18 protein-coding genes are annotated in these 17459 nt (G+C 69.0%); 6 read left to right on the forward strand and 12 right to left on the reverse strand.

The genetic code is table 11. The features are described 5' to 3' along the window. Nucleotides 1-165: 165 nt before the first annotated feature. The 5 genes from rpmA to ACFPUZ_RS02705 all read right to left on the reverse strand — a co-directional run bounded on the left by rpmA (nt 166) and on the right by ACFPUZ_RS02705 (nt 4707). On the reverse strand, nt 166-438 hold the full coding sequence (gene rpmA, locus ACFPUZ_RS02685) for a 50S ribosomal protein L27 (protein WP_291339770.1): 273 nt from the start codon (nt 436-438) through the stop codon (nt 166-168). Nucleotides 439-455: 17 nt separating this feature from the next. Continuing rightward, entirely contained in the window at nt 456-761 is a 306-nt protein-coding gene (gene rplU / locus ACFPUZ_RS02690) for a 50S ribosomal protein L21 (RefSeq protein ID WP_085548358.1), read from the reverse strand. 180 nt (nt 762-941) lie between these two features. Next, nucleotides 942-3605 (reverse strand): translation initiation factor IF-2 N-terminal domain-containing protein, encoded by a 2664-nt coding sequence (locus ACFPUZ_RS02695; RefSeq protein ID WP_376999966.1) that lies wholly within the window; start codon nt 3603-3605, stop codon nt 942-944. 280 nt (nt 3606-3885) lie between these two features. Beyond that, the gene (ndk, locus tag ACFPUZ_RS02700) at nt 3886-4296 is read right to left on the reverse strand and encodes a nucleoside-diphosphate kinase (protein WP_376999619.1); all 411 of its coding nucleotides are present in this window, start codon (nt 4294-4296) and stop codon (nt 3886-3888) included. 102 nt (nt 4297-4398) lie between these two features. Continuing rightward, on the reverse strand, nt 4399-4707 hold the full coding sequence (locus ACFPUZ_RS02705; RefSeq protein WP_376999621.1) for a hypothetical protein: 309 nt from the start codon (nt 4705-4707) through the stop codon (nt 4399-4401). 65 nt (nt 4708-4772) lie between these two features. Here ACFPUZ_RS02705 and ACFPUZ_RS02710 point away from each other — a divergent pair, with 65 nt between their 5' ends. From ACFPUZ_RS02710 to ACFPUZ_RS02720, 3 genes are read left to right on the forward strand one after another with little or no spacing between them, the layout of a single operon-like run. Next, nucleotides 4773-5795 (forward strand): pirin family protein, encoded by a 1023-nt coding sequence (locus ACFPUZ_RS02710; RefSeq protein ID WP_376999623.1) that lies wholly within the window; start codon nt 4773-4775, stop codon nt 5793-5795. After that, a complete protein-coding gene (locus tag ACFPUZ_RS02715; protein WP_376999625.1) occupies nt 5796-6098 on the forward strand; it encodes a GNAT family N-acetyltransferase in 303 nt (100 codons plus the stop codon). Continuing rightward, entirely contained in the window at nt 6095-6559 is a 465-nt protein-coding gene (locus ACFPUZ_RS02720) for a carboxymuconolactone decarboxylase family protein (protein WP_376999627.1), read from the forward strand. Before ACFPUZ_RS02715 ends, ACFPUZ_RS02720 begins: the two co-directional genes overlap by 4 nt. A gap of 122 nt (nt 6560-6681) precedes the next feature. Here ACFPUZ_RS02720 and ACFPUZ_RS02725 read toward each other — a convergent pair whose 3' ends face one another. From ACFPUZ_RS02725 to ACFPUZ_RS02745, 5 genes are all read right to left on the reverse strand, one after another. After that, a complete protein-coding gene (locus tag ACFPUZ_RS02725; protein ID WP_376999629.1) occupies nt 6682-7179 on the reverse strand; it encodes a DUF559 domain-containing protein in 498 nt (165 codons plus the stop codon). Beyond that, nucleotides 7176-7412, reverse strand: coding sequence for a type IV toxin-antitoxin system AbiEi family antitoxin domain-containing protein (locus tag ACFPUZ_RS02730; protein WP_376999631.1), 237 nt, complete (start codon nt 7410-7412; stop codon nt 7176-7178). Before ACFPUZ_RS02730 ends, ACFPUZ_RS02725 begins: the two co-directional genes overlap by 4 nt. A 129-nt stretch (nt 7413-7541) precedes the next feature. Further along, nucleotides 7542-7967 carry a DUF4233 domain-containing protein gene (locus ACFPUZ_RS02735; protein WP_376999633.1) on the reverse strand — a complete coding sequence of 142 codons (426 nt, stop codon included), beginning with the start codon at nt 7965-7967 and terminating at the stop codon, nt 7542-7544. Then, nucleotides 7964-9463, reverse strand: coding sequence for a bifunctional tetrahydrofolate synthase/dihydrofolate synthase (gene folC, locus ACFPUZ_RS02740; RefSeq protein WP_376999967.1), 1500 nt, complete (start codon nt 9461-9463; stop codon nt 7964-7966). Before folC ends, ACFPUZ_RS02735 begins: the two co-directional genes overlap by 4 nt. Before the next feature lie 14 nt (nt 9464-9477). Further along, nucleotides 9478-12156: a valine--tRNA ligase gene (locus ACFPUZ_RS02745; RefSeq protein ID WP_376999635.1), complete on the reverse strand. Its 2679-nt coding sequence runs from the start codon at nt 12154-12156 to the stop codon at nt 9478-9480. Between the two features lie 99 nt (nt 12157-12255). On the opposite strand from ACFPUZ_RS02745, the gene ACFPUZ_RS02750 reads away from it, so the two are divergent. The 3 genes from ACFPUZ_RS02750 to ACFPUZ_RS02760 are packed head-to-tail and all read left to right on the forward strand — an operon-like array spanning nt 12256 to nt 14665. After that, a complete protein-coding gene (locus tag ACFPUZ_RS02750; protein ID WP_376999637.1) occupies nt 12256-12933 on the forward strand; it encodes a MerR family transcriptional regulator in 678 nt (225 codons plus the stop codon). Continuing rightward, nucleotides 12930-13604, forward strand: a complete 675-nt coding sequence (locus tag ACFPUZ_RS02755) for a hypothetical protein (protein ID WP_376999639.1) — start codon at nt 12930-12932, stop codon at nt 13602-13604. The genes ACFPUZ_RS02750 and ACFPUZ_RS02755 overlap by 4 nt, the downstream gene beginning before the upstream one ends. Further along, the gene (locus ACFPUZ_RS02760; RefSeq protein ID WP_376999641.1) at nt 13601-14665 is read left to right on the forward strand and encodes a hypothetical protein; all 1065 of its coding nucleotides are present in this window, start codon (nt 13601-13603) and stop codon (nt 14663-14665) included. The genes ACFPUZ_RS02755 and ACFPUZ_RS02760 overlap by 4 nt, the downstream gene beginning before the upstream one ends. Here ACFPUZ_RS02760 and ACFPUZ_RS02765 read toward each other — a convergent pair. Both ACFPUZ_RS02765 and ACFPUZ_RS02770 read right to left on the reverse strand, forming a co-directional pair. Next, the gene (locus ACFPUZ_RS02765; RefSeq protein ID WP_376999643.1) at nt 14618-15865 is read right to left on the reverse strand and encodes an ATP-binding protein; all 1248 of its coding nucleotides are present in this window, start codon (nt 15863-15865) and stop codon (nt 14618-14620) included. The genes ACFPUZ_RS02760 and ACFPUZ_RS02765 overlap by 48 nt on opposite strands. Before the next feature lie 74 nt (nt 15866-15939). After that, the gene (locus ACFPUZ_RS02770; protein WP_376999645.1) at nt 15940-17427 is read right to left on the reverse strand and encodes an Hsp70 family protein; all 1488 of its coding nucleotides are present in this window, start codon (nt 17425-17427) and stop codon (nt 15940-15942) included. Between the last annotated feature and the right edge of the window lie 32 nt (nt 17428-17459).

Below are 17459 nucleotides of genomic sequence, written 5' to 3' on the forward strand. Positions count from 1 at the left end.
GGAGGTGGGGTTACTGTCCCAGACTAGGGGACGGGGTGAAGTTCACTCCGGAACCCGAGCGCGGACCCGTGTCCACGGCCGTGTTGCGGTGCGATCCTCACCGGGGGAAAGCACGGAGCCCGCCGCTCCCCTGGTACGGGTGCGACGGGCTCCGGGACATTCGACTTAGGCGTCGACGGTCACAGCTTCGTTCTCGACGATGTTGACCATGCGACGGTTGCGCTTGATGCCGAACTCGACGGCACCGGCCTTGAGGGCGAAGAGAGTGTCGTCGCCACCGCGACCGACGTTCTCGCCCGGGTGGAACTTGGTGCCGCGCTGACGGACCAGGATCTCACCGGCCTTGACCTGCTGGCCACCGAAACGCTTCACGCCGAGGCGCTTGGCCTCGGAGTCGCGGCCGTTGCTGGAGCTGGATGCACCCTTCTTGGTTGCCATTGGTTACCCTCCTTGGCTTACTTGATACCGGTGACCTTGATGACCGTCAGCGGCTGACGGTGACCCTGGCGCTTCTTGTAGCCGGTCTTGTTCTTGTACTTGAGAATGTCGATCTTCGGGCCCTTGGTGTGCTCGACGATCTCCGCAGCGACGCTCACCTTGGCGAGGTCCTCGGACTTGGAAGTGACGTTGGCACCGTCGACGAGCAGAACCGGGGTGAGAGCCACGGACGCGCCCTGCTCACCCTCGATCTTCTCGACCTTGACGAGGTCGCCTTCGGCAACCTTGTACTGCTTGCCGCCGGTCTTGACGATCGCGTACATAGAGGGTTACCCCTTATCTAAACTCGGGTCAGGCCCGCCGACCGCGCACCTGAATGGACGTATTTCACTTGCGTTCCGGGGCAGCAGCGCACCTGACCTGCTAAGATCTGGCGGCGCAATATCCCCGAAACAGCGACTGTCAAAGACTACCCCGTCGGGGCGCCAAAAGACAAACCACCACTAACGGCTGCTGCTCCGACGCGTCGCCCGGCGGCGGCCTCGGCCCCGCTTATCGACGCCGCGCTCCTCCTCCACAGCCGTCTCCCGCACCGTCGGCTCCACCGCGGGAGTGGTCGTGCGACGCACGGCCCGACGGCGGCCGCGGCTGCGGCTCACCGGTGTGACCTCGACGGCGGCCGGCTCCGGCGCGGGATGCTCGGAGACCTTGATCATGGTCTCCTCCGCCTGCGCGACGGGACCGCTGGGCACGGAGCCCGGGAAGTCCTCGCGCTGCGGGCGGTGGTCCGAACGGGAGTTGCCGCGGGTGCGGCGACGGCGACGCGGGGAGGCGTCGAAGGCGGCGACGGCGTCCTGGAAGCTGCGCTCCGGCACGTAGTCGGCGCCGGTGGGCTCATCCGGGTCCTCGGCGCCCGCGTGGTCGAGGGCGGCGGAGACGATGGACTCGATCTCGGAGACCGAATCCGACTCCACCTCGCGCCCGCGGCTGGTGCCGCGGCGGCCGCGGCGGGAACGGCGGCGTCGAGAAGCGGTGTCGTCCTCGGTGACGACCACGGCGGCGGCGAGCTCCTCGATGTCGGAGGTCTCCTCCTCCGGCTCCTCGCGCTTCATGGCGCGGGCGGCGGGGTGCTCCTGCGGCCGCTTGCGGGAGGTCTCGTCGATCTCCACCGGTTCCTCGACGGGGTCCTCGTGGAGGATGATCCCGCGGCCCTCGCAGTGCTCACACTCGGTGGAGAAGGTCTCCAGCAGGCCGGTGCCCAGGCGCTTGCGGGTCATCTGGACGAGGCCGAGGGAGGTGACCTCGGAGACCTGGTGGCGCGTGCGGTCGCGGCCGAGGGCCTCCTTGAGGCGGCGCAGGACGAGTTCCTGGTTCTCGGGCAGGACCATGTCGATGAAGTCGACGACGATCATGCCGCCGAGGTCGCGCAGGCGCATCTGGCGGACGATCTCCTCGGCCGCTTCGAGGTTGTTGCGGGTGACGGTCTCCTCGAGGTTGCCGCCGGAGCCGGTGAACTTGCCGGTGTTGACGTCGACGACGGTCATCGCCTCGGTGCGGTCGATGACGAGGGAACCGCCGGAGGGCAGCCACACCTTCCGGTTGAGGGCCTTCTGCAGCTGCTCATCGACGCGGAAACGCGCGAAGGCGTCGAGGCCCTCGTGCTCGGTGCGGCGGTACTTCTCCAGCCGGTCGAGCAGGTCGGGGGCGACGGACTGGACGTAGGCGTGGACGGTGTTCCAGGCGCGGTCGCCGTCGACGATGAGCGAGGTGAAGTCCTCGTTGAAGAGGTCGCGGACGACCTTGACCAGCATGTCCGGCTCTTCGTACATGGTGACGGGCTTGGAACCGCGGGAGTTGATCTCCTTGTCCGCGCGGGCCTGGATGTCCTCCCACAGGCGGTGCAGGCGATCGACGTCCGCGGCGATGGCCTCCTCCGGCACGTTCTCCGCGGCGGTGCGGATGATGGCCCCACCCTGCCCCGGCACGACGCGGGCCAGGATCTCCTTGAGGCGCTTGCGCTCGGGCCCGGGCAGCTTGCGGGAGATACCGGCACTGCGGCCGCCGGGCACGTAGACGAGGTAGCGGCCGGCGAGGGAGATCTGGGTGGTCAGGCGGGCACCCTTGTGTCCGACGGGATCCTTGCTCACCTGGACGAGCACCTGGTCACCGGACTTCAGCGCCTGCTCGATGCGGCGGCTGCGGCCGCCGAGGCCGGCGGACTTCCAGTCGACCTCACCGGCGTAGAGCACGCCGTTGCGGCCCTTGCCGATGTCGATGAACGCCGCCTCCATACTCGGCAGGACGTTCTGCACGCGGCCGAGGTAGATGTTGCCGATCATCGAGGCCTGCGCCTCGGACGTGACGAAGTGCTCGACGAGCAGGTCATCCTCGAGGACGCCGACCTGCGTCACCACACCGGGGTGATCGTGGCGCTGACGCTCGCGCACCACCATGGTGCGGGCGACGGACTCGCGGCGCGCCAGGAACTCGGCCTGGGTGACGATGTGCTTCTTACGACGCCCCTCCTCGCGCAGCTCCGCACGGCGGCGGCGCTGCGATTCCAGGCGCGTGGATCCCTTGAGGGCGACGGGCTCCTCGGGGAGATCCTCTTCCTCCTCGACGTCGTCCTCGACCAAGGGCGATTCGGCCACCTCGGTCACCTCGGCGACCTCCTCCTCTGCCCCCCGGCCCCGGCCGGCGCCGCGGCGGCCGCGACGGCGACGTCGAGAAGCAGCGGGTTCCTCCTCGTCCTCGGTTTCCTCCTTCTCCTCGTCGCCCGGGGCGATGAAGAGGGGAACGAAGAGGTCGACGGCAGTCTCCTCGGTCGGCTTGGGGGTGATCTCCGGGACGATGTCCTCCAACAGATCCTCCTCCGGCTGCTCCTGGAGCAGCTCCGCGAGGTCCGCCTCGACCTTCTCCTCGATCTGGGAGATCTCGTTGGCGACATTCTTGCGCACCCGGGTGCGGATGACCTCCTCATCCGGGGCCGGCGGCTGCAGCGCCGCCTTGACCTGCTCCACCTCCTCGACGGTGAGGGTGGACTGGGCGACCTTCTTCAGGTCGAGCCCCGCGAGGACCTCGATGATCTCCTTGGAGGTCTTGCCCAGCTCCTTGGCCAGGGCGTGGACGCGGACCTTCGGCGCCTCGTCGGTGGTGGTCCGGCGCACGGCGCGCCGCTTCTTCTTGGGGTCGGTGGAATCAGCCACTGATGCTCCTTGAGTTGTGATCGGCCCACCACCCGGGCGCTGGCGAGGGTTCCTCGCCGCCGCCGCACAGGGGTCGGCCGCAAAATTTTTTGTCGGTCGTTGGTATTCAGTTGTGGAATACTGCGGGTTCTACCCGCGCTCCATTGTGGCACACCCCGCGCGCCCGGTCAGGTAGCCGGTCCCGCGGACGGAAAAAGCCGCCCCCACCGTGACGGTGGGAGCGGCTTTCTCAGGTGAACGCTTAGAGGTTCGGGAACCAGATGTTGATCTCGCGCTCGGCGGACTCGGAGGAGTCGGAGCCGTGGACGACGTTCTCGCCGACGGTGAGGGCGAAGTCGCCGCGGATGGTGCCCGGGGTGGCCTTGGAGACCGGGTCGGTGCCACCGGCCAGCTGACGCCATGCCTCGATGGCGCGCTCGCCCTCGACGATGCCGGCGACGAGCGGAGCGGAGGTGATGAACTCGACGAGCTCACCGAAGAAGGGCTTGTCGGAGTGCTCCGCGTAGTGCTGCTCGGCGGTCGCGCGGTCGGTGACGCGCAGGTCGAGGGCGACGAGCTTGAGGCCCTTGCGCTCGATGCGGGCGATGATCTCGCCGACGTGGCCGTTGGCGACGCCGTCCGGCTTGATGAGGATGAGAGTGCGTTCAGTCATGGTTGAACACTCTACCGGAGCCCAGCTCATCGAGCTGGCCGACACCCGGTTCTGCGCGCCGCGGGACCCGCGGAACTCGCCGCGCCCCGCGGGCGATCCGCCTCAGCGCAGGCCCTGCACCGCCGCCCGCGCCTGTTCCGGGGTGGCGTCGCGGAACCACAGCTGCACCTGGCGCACGGCCGCGCCCTCGTCGCCGCGGTCGAGCATGTCCCGCAGGGTGGCGCGCTGCTTATCGTCGAGGTCGACGGGGACGATGCGCCGGTTCTCGGCGGTCGCCTTCAGTCCGAGGACGAGGAACACGCCGGCGGCCAGCACGGCGAGGACGGCGGCGACGTCCGAGACGTCGAAAAGCTTGAGGGCGAGGGCGGCGACGCACAGGGCGGCGGCGAGTCCGAGGAAGAGGGCGCGCATGGGCCACATCCTAACTCCCGCCCCGATTGGGTATACGTCAACAAATTCGCTGGTATAGTGAACTCATGTCCGTCACCGACCCGCATCCGGAGGAACTCCTCCTTTCTCCCGACGCCCCGCACTGCGCCGACGGCGCCCGCGTCGAGATCATCACCTCCCGCCCCGTCCCCCTCGGCGGGCCCCGCGCCATGACCGTCAACCGCACCCTGCCGCAGAAGCAACGCAGCCTCATCGGCGCCTGGTGCTTCCTCGACCATTACGGCCCCGACGACGTCTCCGCCACCGGCGGCATGGACGTCGCCCCCCACCCGCACACCGGCCTGCAGACCGTGTCGTGGCTCTTCGAGGGCACCATCACCCACCACGATTCGGCCGACAACCACGCCGTCGTCCGCCCCGGCGAGGTCAACCTCATGACCGCCGGCGCCGGCATCTGCCACTCGGAGGTGACCACCCAGGCCACCACCACCCTCCACGGCGTGCAGCTGTGGACCGCGCTGCCCGACGCCGACCGCCACGGCCCCCGCCGCTTCGACCACTACGCCCCCGAGCCCGTGCTTCTCGACGGCGCCCGCGCCCTCGTCTTCCTCGGTTCCCTGCTCGGTTCCACCTCGCCCGTCGAGACGTTCACGCCGATGGTCGGGGCGGAGATCAGGTTGGAGCCGGGCGCGTCGCTGAGCATGGACGTCGACCCGACCTTCGAGCACGGCCTGCTCGTCGACACCGGCGACATCGACCTCGAAGGCACCCCCGTCGCCCCCACTGAACTCGCCTACACCGGCGTCGGCGAGACCCTCCTGCGGATCCGCAACAACGGCTCCACCGAAGCCCGCCTGCTGCTCATCGGCGGCGAGCCCTTCGGCGAGGAGATCATCATGTGGTGGAACTTCATCGGCCGCACCTACGACGAGATCGAGCAGTACCGCACCGAATGGCAGGACCAGGGCGAGCGCTTCGGCATCACCGAGGGCTACATCGGCCGCGATCCCGCCGGCCTCACGTGGCTGCCCGCGCCCGAACTGCCCAACGCCTCCATGCGGCCGCGCCGCAACCCCGCCCCCATCGCCCGCCCCGAGAAGAGGATCTAGATGATCACCCACGACGAACGCTCCCACCAGTTCATCATCAGCGTCGACGACACCCCCGCCGGCTCCACCCATTACCGCGACCGCGACGGGGAACGACTCTTCTTCCACACCGAGGTGGCCCCCGAATTCGGGGGACGCGGCCTGGGCGGGGAGCTCGTGTCCGGGGCCCTGGAGGCCACCGACCTGCCCGTCGTCGCCATCTGCCCCTACGTCCGGAGCTGGCTGGAGAAGAACGAGCACGACTACACCTGGCGTCTGCCCACCCCTGCCGACATCATGTGGCTGCAGAAGGAGCTCCGATGACCCGCAAGCCCCCCTACCTGGACAAGTTCTACCCGGAGATCTACAAGTCGCTCACCCAGGTGTCGTCGAAGCTGTCCATGCTCTACCCGGATGTCGACCTGCCGCGCTCCCTCATCGAGCTGGTCGCCGTCCGCGTCAGTCAGATCAACGGCTGCGGCACGTGCCTGTCGATCCACATGCCCGCCGCCCGGAAGGCCGGCATCCCCGACAACAAGCTCGACGCCCTGCCCGCCTGGCGGATGGTCTCCGAGTTCACGGAGAAGGAGCGCGCTGCCCTCGAGCTCGCCGAGACGCTGACGCTGCTGCCCCCGGGCCAGGACAACTCCCGCGCGGCCCTGCCCGCCTGCGAGATCTTCGCCGAGGAACAGGTCGCGGCGCTGGAGTGGTCGATCGTCATGATCAACGCCTTCAACCGCGTGTCCATCGCGTCGGGGCACCCGCTGCTGTCGCGGAAGAAGTGACATTCGCACCGCGACCGGTCCGGGTCGGTTGCGGTGCGATCCTCACATCCCCAGGGCGTGCGGCTGAGTCCACGCCGAATGCCAGCGGTCGATGAGCGACACCGACCGGGGACGGCCCTCGATCACCGCCACGATGCAGTCCACCACCTCCCCAGGTGCAGATCGATGCAGGCGTCCGAGAAGCTGAGGTGCCGGTAGCCGCGTGAGGTGGCGTCATTGGCCTTCCAGTAGTCCTTGATCAGGGCGCTGATACTCCGGTGATACTGGTAGCCGTTGATCTCCACCACCACGCGGTGCTTCTCGTTGACCTCGTCGCAGAAGTAGTTCCCGAGCAGCTTGTTCTGCTCAAAGGGGTAGCCGAGCTCGCGCAGCCGCCGGAACAGTCTCCGCTCGGTCTCCGAGTCCGCGCCTATCGACGCCTCCTCGATCAGCGCCCGCAGCTTCCCCGGGACCTTCGGCCACTCCCCCAGTTCCTTCTCCTGCGGCAGGTCACAGGCGGCCCGGAGTGCCGTGGCCACCCGGAAGCCCCCCACCTCGTCGAAGGGGCGCCGCTGCGCCCGGATCACCGTCACCAGCGGGCCGGAGGTGAATCCCCGGATCCTCGGGACCAGCACGCTCACCGGGGTGCTGATTTGTCTGCGAGTCCGCACCCCGGGAACACCAGGTCGGGTCGTTGATGGAGCAGTGCCCGGAGCAGGTGCTCCCTGCGGGAAGGGCGGGTGGAGTAAAGGCCGCTGACCACCCGGTGCAGCGTCCCCGCCCGCACGAGGCGGGTGAGCTGGTTGGCGCTCACCCCGGCGTCCCGGAGCTCGCGGGTGGTGAAGTACGGCTTTTCTGCGGGCAGTGTCGTCATGGAAGGCCCCCCTTTCCCCCTCTTAGACTGCCGCGGGGCCTTCGGGGTTCCCGGACACCGGGAGAATCACACCGCGACCCCCTCCCGCAGTACTAGCGGGAGGGGGTCGCGGAGTGAAAGTCACCGGAACTACAGGTGCTGGGTGGTCAGCCAGCCGCGCTTCATGCGCTCGATGAGGGTGGAGCGCAGGTGCAGCAGGTACCACCACACGATGATGAAGATGATCGCCACCATCACCGCCGAGTAATGCACGAAGAAGCCACCCACCAGCAGGATCGCCTGGAGCGCCAGGTTCACCGGCAGCGCCCAGGAGAAGCGCTGCAGGAACGCCATGAGCACGTGTGCCACCCCGAGGGCGGTGATGAACACCCAGTTGAAGGTGGTCCAGTGGACGCCGTCGTCGACCTTGAGGATGACCGTGAGGATGAGCAGGATCGTGATCGCCTCGAGGATGAGCGTGCCGGCCATGACGCCGCGGATGCCCTTCATCGGGTCCTTCTCCGGGGTGTGCCCGGGGCCGAGGGGGCTGACCTCGGGCTGGTCTGCGTTGCTCATGCGGGGTCCTTTCCGAACAGGGTGCGGGCCTCGCCCGCGGTGACCACCGAACCGGTGATGACGACACCGGCGCCGGACTGGATGTCGGCGTCCTCGGCGAGTTCCACCGCCAGCTCGTAGGCGCCGGTGAGGTTCTCGTCGACGTGGACGCGTTCCTCGCCGAAGATGTCGCGGGCGTAGTCGGCCAGCTCGTAGGCGTCGAGCGCCCGCGGCGAGGAGTTGCGCGTGATGACAACCTCGGAGAGGTAGGGCTCCAGGGCGATGAGGATCCCGCGCGCGTCCTTGTCGTCGAGGACCCCGACCACGCCGATGAGGCGCTGGAAGTCGAAGTCCCGGGAGAGCGCCTCGCCGAGGGCGGCGGCGCCGTGGGGATTGTGGGCGGCGTCGATGAAGGTGGTGGGCGAGGTGCGCACGCGCTCCAGGCGGCCGGGGGACTGCACCTGCGCGAAGCCGGCGCGCACGGTCTCCAGGTCCAGGGGCCGCCCGGCGCCGGCGCCGAAGAAGGCCTCCACCGCGGCCAGGGCGACGGCGGCGTTGCGGGCCTGGTGCTCGCCGGACAGCGGCAGGAAGATGTCGTCGTATTCGCCGCCCAGGCCGCGCAGCGTGAGCTGCTGGCCGCCGACGGCGACGACGGCCGACACCACCCCGAACTCGGCGCCCGCGCGGGCTACCGCGGCGTCGACCTCCACGGCGCGTTCCAGGATGACCTGCATGGCGGCGGGGTCCTGTTCGGCGACGACAGCGACGTTGTCCGGCGGGGTGAGCAGGTCATCGGTGTCCCAGCGGGATTTGATAATGCCGGCCTTCTCCGCCGCGATCTCCTCGATCGTGTCGCCGAGGTAGTCGGTGTGGTCCATGCCGACCGGCATGATGACGGCGACATCCGACTGGATGACGTTGGTGGCGTCCCACGTGCCGCCCATGCCGACCTCGACGACGGCGACGTCGACGGGGGCGTCGGCAAACGCGGCGTAGGCCATGGCGGTGAGGACCTCGAACTTGGAGAGGCGGCCGACGCGCTCGTCGACAAGCTCGACATAGGGCTGGATCTCCCGCCAGATGCGCACGTAGTCGCGCGGATGCAGGGGCGTGCCGTCGATGGCGATGCGCTCGGTGACCAGCTGCAGGTGGGGGCTGGTGGTGCGGCCTGTGCGGCGGTGGAAGGCGCGCAGGAGGGACTCGATCATGCGCACCGTCGACGTCTTGCCGTTGGTGCCGGAGACGTGGACCGCGGGGAAGGAGTTCTGCGGGGAGCCGAGAAGATCCATGAGCATGTCGATCCGCTCGAGGGAGGGGTCGATCTTCGTCTCGGGCCAGCGGGTGTCCAGCTCGGCCTCGACCTCCGCCAGGGCGGCGAGGTCGGCGGCGGTGATCTCCACCGGGGCGGGCGTGACGACGTCGCCGAGGTCGATGTTGAGCTTGAGCCCCTGCTCCGTCACTTCGACGGCGTCCTGCAGGTCCTCCAGGTCCTCGTCGTCGGCGGCGTTGTTGAGGATCTCTTCTTCGCGGTTCACTGCAGGGCCTCCAGACGGGCGGTGATGCGCTCGACCTCTTCCTGGGCGAGCTGCTGGCGGGCGCGGATCTTGCTCACGACCGCCTCCGGGGCCTTGGCCAGGAAGGCCTCGTTGCCGAGCTTCCGGGCGGTGCCCTCGAGTTCCTTGTGCGCGGCGGCGAGATCCTTCTCCAGGCGCTTGCGCTCGGCGGCGACGTCGACGGTGCCGGAGGTGTCCAGCGCCACGGTGACGGTGGCCTGCGAGAGGCGCAGCTCGATGGAGGCGGACTCCTGGAAACCCTCCTCCGGGACGGTGACGCGCGCCAGGGAGCGGACGAGGTCCTCCTGGGCGGCGAGGTCGGCGGCGGCGAAGTCGAGGGAGGCGGGCACCGGCTGGGAGGGCTTGACGCCCTGGTCGGAGCGGAAGCGGCGGATCTCGGTGATGAGCTTCTCGGCGTCGGCGATGCGACGCACGGCGGTCTCGTCGGTGGCCGCGCCGCCGTTGGTGTCCGCGGCGGTGGGCCACGGGGCGGTGACCAGGGTGTCCTTCTCCGTCAGGGCCTTCCACAGCACCTCCGTGACGAAGGGCATGGCCGGGTGCAGCAGTCGCAGGACGACGTCGAGGACGCGGCCGAGGACCAGCTGGGTGTTCTCGCCCTGGCGGGTGCTGCCCTCGCGCGGGATCTGCGTCTTGGCGATCTCCAGGTACCAGTCACACACCTCGTCCCACGCGTAGTGGTAGAGCTCCTCGTTGGCCTTGGCGAACTGGTAGTCGTCGAGGAAGCCGTCGACGCTGGCGCGGACCTCCTCGAGGCGGTCGAGGATCCAGCGGTCGGCGTCGGTGAGCTCCTCGCGCGGCGGCAGCCCCCCCACTTCGGCGCCGTTGAGCAGCGCGAACTTGGTGGCGTTGAAGAGCTTGGTGGCGAAGTTGCGGGAGGACTGCGCGGCATCCTCGCCGACGGGCAGGTCGACGCCGGGGTTGGCGCCGCGGGCCAGGGTGAAGCGCAGGGCGTCGGCGCCGTACTCGCGGACCCAGTCCATGGGGTCGATGCCGTTGCCCAGGGACTTCGACATCTTGCGGCCGTTCTCGTCGCGGACGAGGCCGTGGAGGAAGAGGTCGGTGAAGGGGACCTGCGGGCGGCCTTCCGCACCCGCGCCGAGGATCTCCGGGGTGATCTTCGCGGCGAAGGTGCCGAACATCATCATCCGCGCCACCCAGAAGAAGAGGATGTCGTAGGCGGTGACCAGCACGGAGGTCGGGTAGAACTTGGCCAGTTCCGGGGTCTTCTCCGGCCAGCCCATCGTGGAGAACGGCCACAGGGCGGAGGAGAACCAGGTGTCCAGGACGTCCGGGTCCTGGGTGTATCCCTCGGGAGCCTGCTCGTCGGGGCCGACGCAGACGATCTCCCCGTCCGGTCCGTACCAGATGGGGATGCGGTGGCCCCACCACAGCTGACGGGAGATGGTCCAGTCGTGCATGTTGTCCACCCACTCGAAGTAGCGGGGTTCCATGCTCTTGGGGTGGACCTGGGTGTCGCCGGAGCGGATGGCGTCACCGGCCATCTGTGCCAGCTCATCGACCTTGACGAACCACTGCAGCGACAGGCGCGGCTCGATGGCCTCGCCGGAACGCTCGGAGTGGCCGACGGAGTGCAGGTAGGGGCGCTTCTCGGCGACGATGCGGCCCTCTTCTGCCAGCGCCTCGCGCACGGCGACGCGCGCTTCCTCGCGGGTGAGGCCGTCGAAACGGGTGCCGGTGTCGCAGATGCGGCCGGTGGTGTCCATGATCGTCGGCATGTCGAGGTCGTGGCGCAGGCCGAGGGCGTAGTCGTTGGGGTCGTGCGCCGGGGTGATCTTCACCGCGCCGGAGCCGAACTCGGGGTCGACGTAGTCGTCGGCGACGACGAGGAGCGAGAGGTCGGAGCGGAAGGGGTGCGGCAGGGTCCGGCCCACCAGGTGCGCGTACCGGGCGTCGTCCGGGTGGACGGCGACGGCGACGTCGCCGAGCATGGTCTCCATGCGGGTGGTGGCCACGACGATGTGCGGCTCGTCGTCGTTCATCGAGCCGTAGCGGAAGGAGACGAGTTCGCCCTCGACGTCCTTGTGCACGACCTCGATGTCGGAGACGGCGGTCTCAAGCACCGGGGACCAGTTGACCAGGCGGTTGGCGCGGTAGATGAGGCCGCGGTCGTAGAGCTCCTTGAAGATGGTCTGCACCGCGCGCGACAGCCCCTCGTCGAGAGTGAAGCGTTCGCGGGACCAGTCGACGGAGTCGCCGATGGCGCGCATCTGCCCGGCGATGGCGCCGCCGTACTCCTCCTTCCACTCCCAGACCTTGGCGATGAACTCCTCGCGCCCGTAGTCGTAGCGGTCCTTGCCCTCGGTCTCCTTGAGCATGGTCTCCACCTTGGTCTGGGTGGCGATACCCGCGTGATCCATACCCGGCAGCCACAGCACCTCATAGCCCTGCATGCGCTTGCGGCGGGCGAGCGCATCCATGAGGGTGTGGTCGAGCGCGTGGCCCATGTGGAGCTGCCCGGTGACGTTCGGCGGCGGGAGGACGATGGAGTACGCCGGCTTCTCGCTCTCCGGGTCGGCCGTGAAATGTCCGGCGTCGACCCAGCCCTGGTACAGCTCGGCCTCCACCGACTGCGGATCCCAGGACTTCGGCAGTGCGTCTGCTCGGTTCTTAGCCATCAGTTCTCTTCCCCTTGATCTGGTCGGTCACTCGCACAATCATAGCGCCCGACGATCGGGGCTTGACCCTCACGTGACGTCATGGTTCATGCTGGTGCCATGAGAATCTCCGAGGTCGCCCGCGCCGCCGGTTGCTCGGTCCGCGCCGTGCGTCACTACCACGCCTCCGGGGCGCTCCCGGAGCCCCCGCGCACCGCGGGCGGCTACCGAGACTACGGTCTCGCGGACCTGGCGGCGCTGCTGCGCGTGCGCGCGCTCGTCGACGCCGGCATCACCCTCGCCGACATCCGTTCCGACTCCGCCTCGCTTATCGACGCCGCCCTCCACCGCATCGACTCCCAACTCACCGTCCTACGCGCGCAACGCGCCCGCCTGCTGGCCCTGCAGGCCGGGGAGCTGGGCCTGCCCGCCGACCTGCGCTCCGGGATCCGCGAGCTGCTCGGCGACACCCCGCACGCCCGGATGGAGATCGACGCCTACGACCTCATGGGCCTGTCCGGGGTGGCGGGCACCGAGACGTGGCAGGTTCTGCGGCGCAACCTGCGCGATCCGGCCCGGAGCGCCGACACCCTGCGCTTCCGGGACCTGTGGGAACAGCTCGGGGACCTGGCGCCCGCGGAGGCGGACGACATCATCGCCGAGCTGCGGGTCCTCCGCGGCCTCAGCGACGGCATCCTGCCCACCCTCACCCCGGGCGACGCTCCCCTCACCGTCCGCGACTTTCCCACCCGCGGTGCCCAGGCCCGGGCCCTGTCGGTGTTGGCGGGTGCGTCGTGAAGTGCGTGCTGCCTGTCGCGGTGCTCGCCGTCGCGCTTCTCGACGCCTGGCTCTGGTGGACCGGCCGTCTCTCCGGCGTCGGCGCCATCGTGGCCTTTCTGGCGGTGGAGGCCGCGCTCGCCGGGGCCTACGTGTGGTCGTCGCTGCGGCGGGGGATCCGTCCGCTGCCCGTGCGGATTCTCCTGCACGAGGTCCACGCCCTCGCCGACCTGTGGCGCCTCCTCCGGGGCCGGGTGATCGTGCCCGCGGGCGCGGTGGCGCTGCCGGCGCGAGCGCGGTGGTGGCACCTGCCGGCGATGTTCACGGTAGCGATCCTCATCGAGATCATCATCATCGAGGTACTCGTCCCCTGGCCCTGGCTGCGACTGCTGCTGCTCCTCGGCTCCCTCTACTCGATCCCGCTGCTGTGGGGTTACCTCGCCGGACGGGTGGTCCATCCGCACTACGTGGGCGAGGACCTCGTCCTGCGGGAGGGAAGGACGGAACTGCTGCGCGTTCCCGCCGCCGACATCGCTGCGGTGCGGGCGGTGCGGGGTTTCGCGGCGGAGCGGGAGGGCCTGGTCCTGGGCGGCCCCGACGGGACGAACGTGGAGATCCGCCTACGCGACGGCCGCTGCGTGGCGCTGTGGCTCGATGAGGGTGCGGACGCCCTCCTAGACTGGAACGGGTGAACTCCGACTCCCGTCGCCTCCTCGCCGCCGGACTGCCCGCCGCGGTGTCGTGGCGTGACCGCCTGCGCCGCCTGCCCCAACGTGCCGCCGTCTGGGCCAGCCTGCCGCTCGTCATCGCCATCCCCGACGCCGTCATGATCAAGAAGCTGGAGCAGGAGGACCTCGAGGCCCTGCACAAGGCCGCCGACGACGGCCTCATCCTCGACGATCTCCTCCTCCCCCTGCTGGCCAACGTGGCGGCCCTGCTGCTGCTGGTCCTCGTCCTGCGCCTGGTCCTGCGTTTCCTGCCGGAGAAGGTCGCCTTCGGGGTGGGAGCCGCGTTCATCATCCTGGCGGCGGTGGTGCCGGCAGCGTTGGGCTACCTGTGGTGGATCGCCCCCCTGTGGGTACTCACGGTGCTGCTGTTCACGGTGACCGGCTGGGCCCACCTGCTGGCCTGGACGTCGCTGCGCGCGGTGCGGGAGATCCCGGAATCACTCACCCGCAGCCTGTTCTATCTGCCGCTGCTGCTGGTGGCGTTCCTGTTCTTCTTCTTCAACTCCAACCTGTGGCAGCTGGCGCAGGCGTGGAACATCAACCAGGCGCTCATGGTCGCCTTCGTGCTGTGGGCGATCGGCGGGGTGGTGTGCACCGCCACCGTGACCCAGCACGTGCGCGAGGCCCTGGCCGACGTCGACGAGGCCCAGCCCCTGCCCGTACGCCTCAACGTCCGGTGGAACGCCGCGAGCGTGCACCTGGCCCAGGCGAGCATCTTCGGGCTCGTCGTCTTCGCCTGCTTCCTCGGCTTCGGGCTGCTGGCGGTGCCGCCGGCCACCATCGGCACGTGGACCGGGGTGCCGGCGGTGCTCATCAAGCTGGGGCCACTGTCCGTCTCCGGGGCGCTGGTGAAGGTGAGCTGGGTGCTCGGCGGCTTCGCCAGCCTCTACATGGCCACCACCGCCGCCGGCGACCGCGAGCGCCGCGAAGAGCACCTCGGGCCCGTCATGGCGGAGATCACCGGGGCGCTGCAGACGTCAGGGGGCCAGGCAGGCGAGCGGAATGACCCACACCCCGTTCGGTAGTTGCGCCACAGGGCCAGTCGGAATGATGATCACCAGGGCCGATGGCGGACGCTCCACCTTCTCCGCGGTCGCCAACAATCGCTCAGCAGCGGTTTCCACTTGCAGGTGTGACAATTTGATTTCGACCCCCACCCAGGATCCGTCTGGGTTCTCGACGACGGCATCGATCTCGTCGCGGCCTTTGGTGTCCCGAAAGTGGTACACACCGCGTGCCCGATTCGCCTGAGCCACCACTCTGAGATCGTGAATAGCCTGCGATTCGAAAAGTATCCCCAGGGTTTCCAGATCAGTAAGTAACCGATCCGGGGTTGCTCCCAACAGCGAAGCCGCCAGCGACGGGTCCGCCAGATGCCGCTTGGGCATCTGCGCGAGCGCTGTTCGGGATCGGAGCTGTGTGGCCCACGCTGGCTGATCCTCCACGAGGAACAGCCGGGAAGCGAAGTCGTGCAATGCATCAACGGTCCCCGGTGCGGGCTCGGCGCCTGATAGTTCGCCAATGCGACGACGGATCGCAGCGCCCGTCGCGGGTTGCGCGACCAGACCTGCATAGGCTTGCAGGAACGACAGAAAGCGGCGCGGATCCCGGCGCAGACCTCCGATCTCCGGATAATCATGCTCCGCCATCTCTTGGAGATAGGATGCGACTTCATCGGCGGCATCGAGAGGGGCCAGCCCGTGAAAACCCGGCCAACCTCCGGCGACGATCCACTCCGCGTAGTCCGCGACGGTGGCCTCGGTACCGGGAGCAGGTTCGAGTGTTCCCTCGAGCACACGCGCCCACGAGGCCCGGTGGCCGTCGTTTCGCTCTGAGATTGTCATGGTTCGCATGGTGAGTGAGCGCATGCGACCGGCTCCCGGGTGGCGAAGAGCATCTGTGGCGGGGGTTGCGGAGCCGGTGAGGATGAACTGCCCTTTTCCCTGACGGTCATCCACCGCGTGCCGAACGGCATTCCATACTTCGGGCACAGCCTGCCACTCATCGATGAGGCGCGGAGTCTCTCCCTCCAGAATGCTGACCGGATTGATCCGAGCCAGGGTGATATCGGGTCCGTGGACGTCCAATCGAACCTCCGACGCAGCGATCTGCCGAGCTGTCGCGGTCTTGCCGCAGGCACGTGGTCCTTTGATGAAGACCGCTCCGGACACCCGCAGGGCACGCTCCAGCTCGGCATCGACGATGCGCGGTATATAGGTCGCCATGACCTGCATAATATGTGAAATGTGCGGATTTCTCCACACCTCAGGTGCGGATTTCTCCACACCTCAGGTGGTGATTACTCCCCCACCGACACCGTCGCGGTGACCTCGAAACCATCGGCCGGGCACTGGATGCTGATCGACGCAATCCCGTTCGGATCGATCCGCACCGTCTCGATGACCTCGGGGCCGTCCTCCCGGCGCTCGACGGGGACGGTGGCCAGGTCGGCGTCGGCAAGCGAGCGGAGCGCCGGGTCGAAGGGGACGACCACCTCGGCGAGCAGGGTGAGATCGCCGGGCTGCGCGGAGTCGGCCTCGAGCGCGGAGTATTCCACGTAGCGGAACCAGCCGACGTTGTGGGCGGCCCGGTAGCGCCGGGTGATCGTGATGGTGGCGTCGGATGCGGCCTGCGCCTCCGGTCCGACGAGGGAGTCGAAGCTCACGGCGGCCCCGGCGTCGCGCTCGCGGAACACCCCGATGCCGCGGGAGAGGCGGTCGCGGAGGAGGTAGGCGGAATCCGGGTCGGCGGCGATCGCCAGGCCGACGGCGGTGGAGGCGGTGGGCAGCGGGGAACGGTGGACGCGGCGGCCGAATCGTTCGCGCAGCATGCGGGGCACGAGCGGCAGGGCGCTGGCGCCGCCGACGAGGTAGACGCCGGCAATGTCGGTGTCGGTGAGCGACTCCTCGGCGCCGATGAGCGGGGTCATGGCCTCCAGCGTCTGCTCGACCAGTCCGGTGACGGAGGTGTAGTACTCGGGCACGGGGACGATGACGTCGTCGTCGCCGAGCTCCATGATGATGCGGCGCGACTGCGGCTTGAGCTGCTCCTTGGCGGTGCGGGCTTCGTCGAGAAGCTTCTGGCGGGCGCGGCGCCCGAAGACGTCGTCGGCGCGTCCGGCGGTGGCCAGGGCCAGGTCCGCGAGGGCGGCGTCGAAGTCGTCGCCGCCGAGGCGGGAGATGCCGAGGGAGGTCTCGACGACGTGCTCGGGGCCGTCGATACGCATGAGGGTGACATCGAAGGTGCCGCCACCCAGGTCGTAGACGATGACGCTGGAACGCCGCGCCGTGAGCGTGCGGGCGTGGCGGTGCGTGTACTCGAAGGCCGCGGCCGAGGGCTCATTGACCATGCCGAGGACGTCGGCGCCGGCGCGTCGGAAAGCATCGAGGGTGAGCAGCCGCTGGGCGGAACGGGCGTTGGCGGGCACGCCGAGGACGATCTCGATCGGCTCCTCGCCGGCGTGCGCGCGCAGCTGCTTGACGACGCCGTCCGCGAACGTCGCCATCACCTCCCCGAGCGGGCGCTCCTGACTGCCCATGGGCACCGGGGTGTCCGCGGTGACCGTCCCCGAGCTGAGCAGCCGCTTGAAGGAGCGGGTGACCGTCGGGGTGTCCGCGGCCAGTGCCTCCCATCCCCCGACCAGGCGATCGCCGTCGAGGGCGACCACCGAGGGGATGTACTCCCGTGGGTCGCCGTCAGTGTCGGCGACATTGACCACGGGATAGTTCCCGCGGTCGACGGCCGCAATGACGGTGCGGGTGGTACCGAAATCAATCCCGAAGCGCATGCCCCAGAACACTACCGGGATTGAGCGCCAAC

The sequence above is a fragment of the Corynebacterium nasicanis genome (assembly GCF_042658165.1).
Classification (GTDB): domain Bacteria; phylum Actinomycetota; class Actinomycetes; order Mycobacteriales; family Mycobacteriaceae; genus Corynebacterium; species Corynebacterium nasicanis.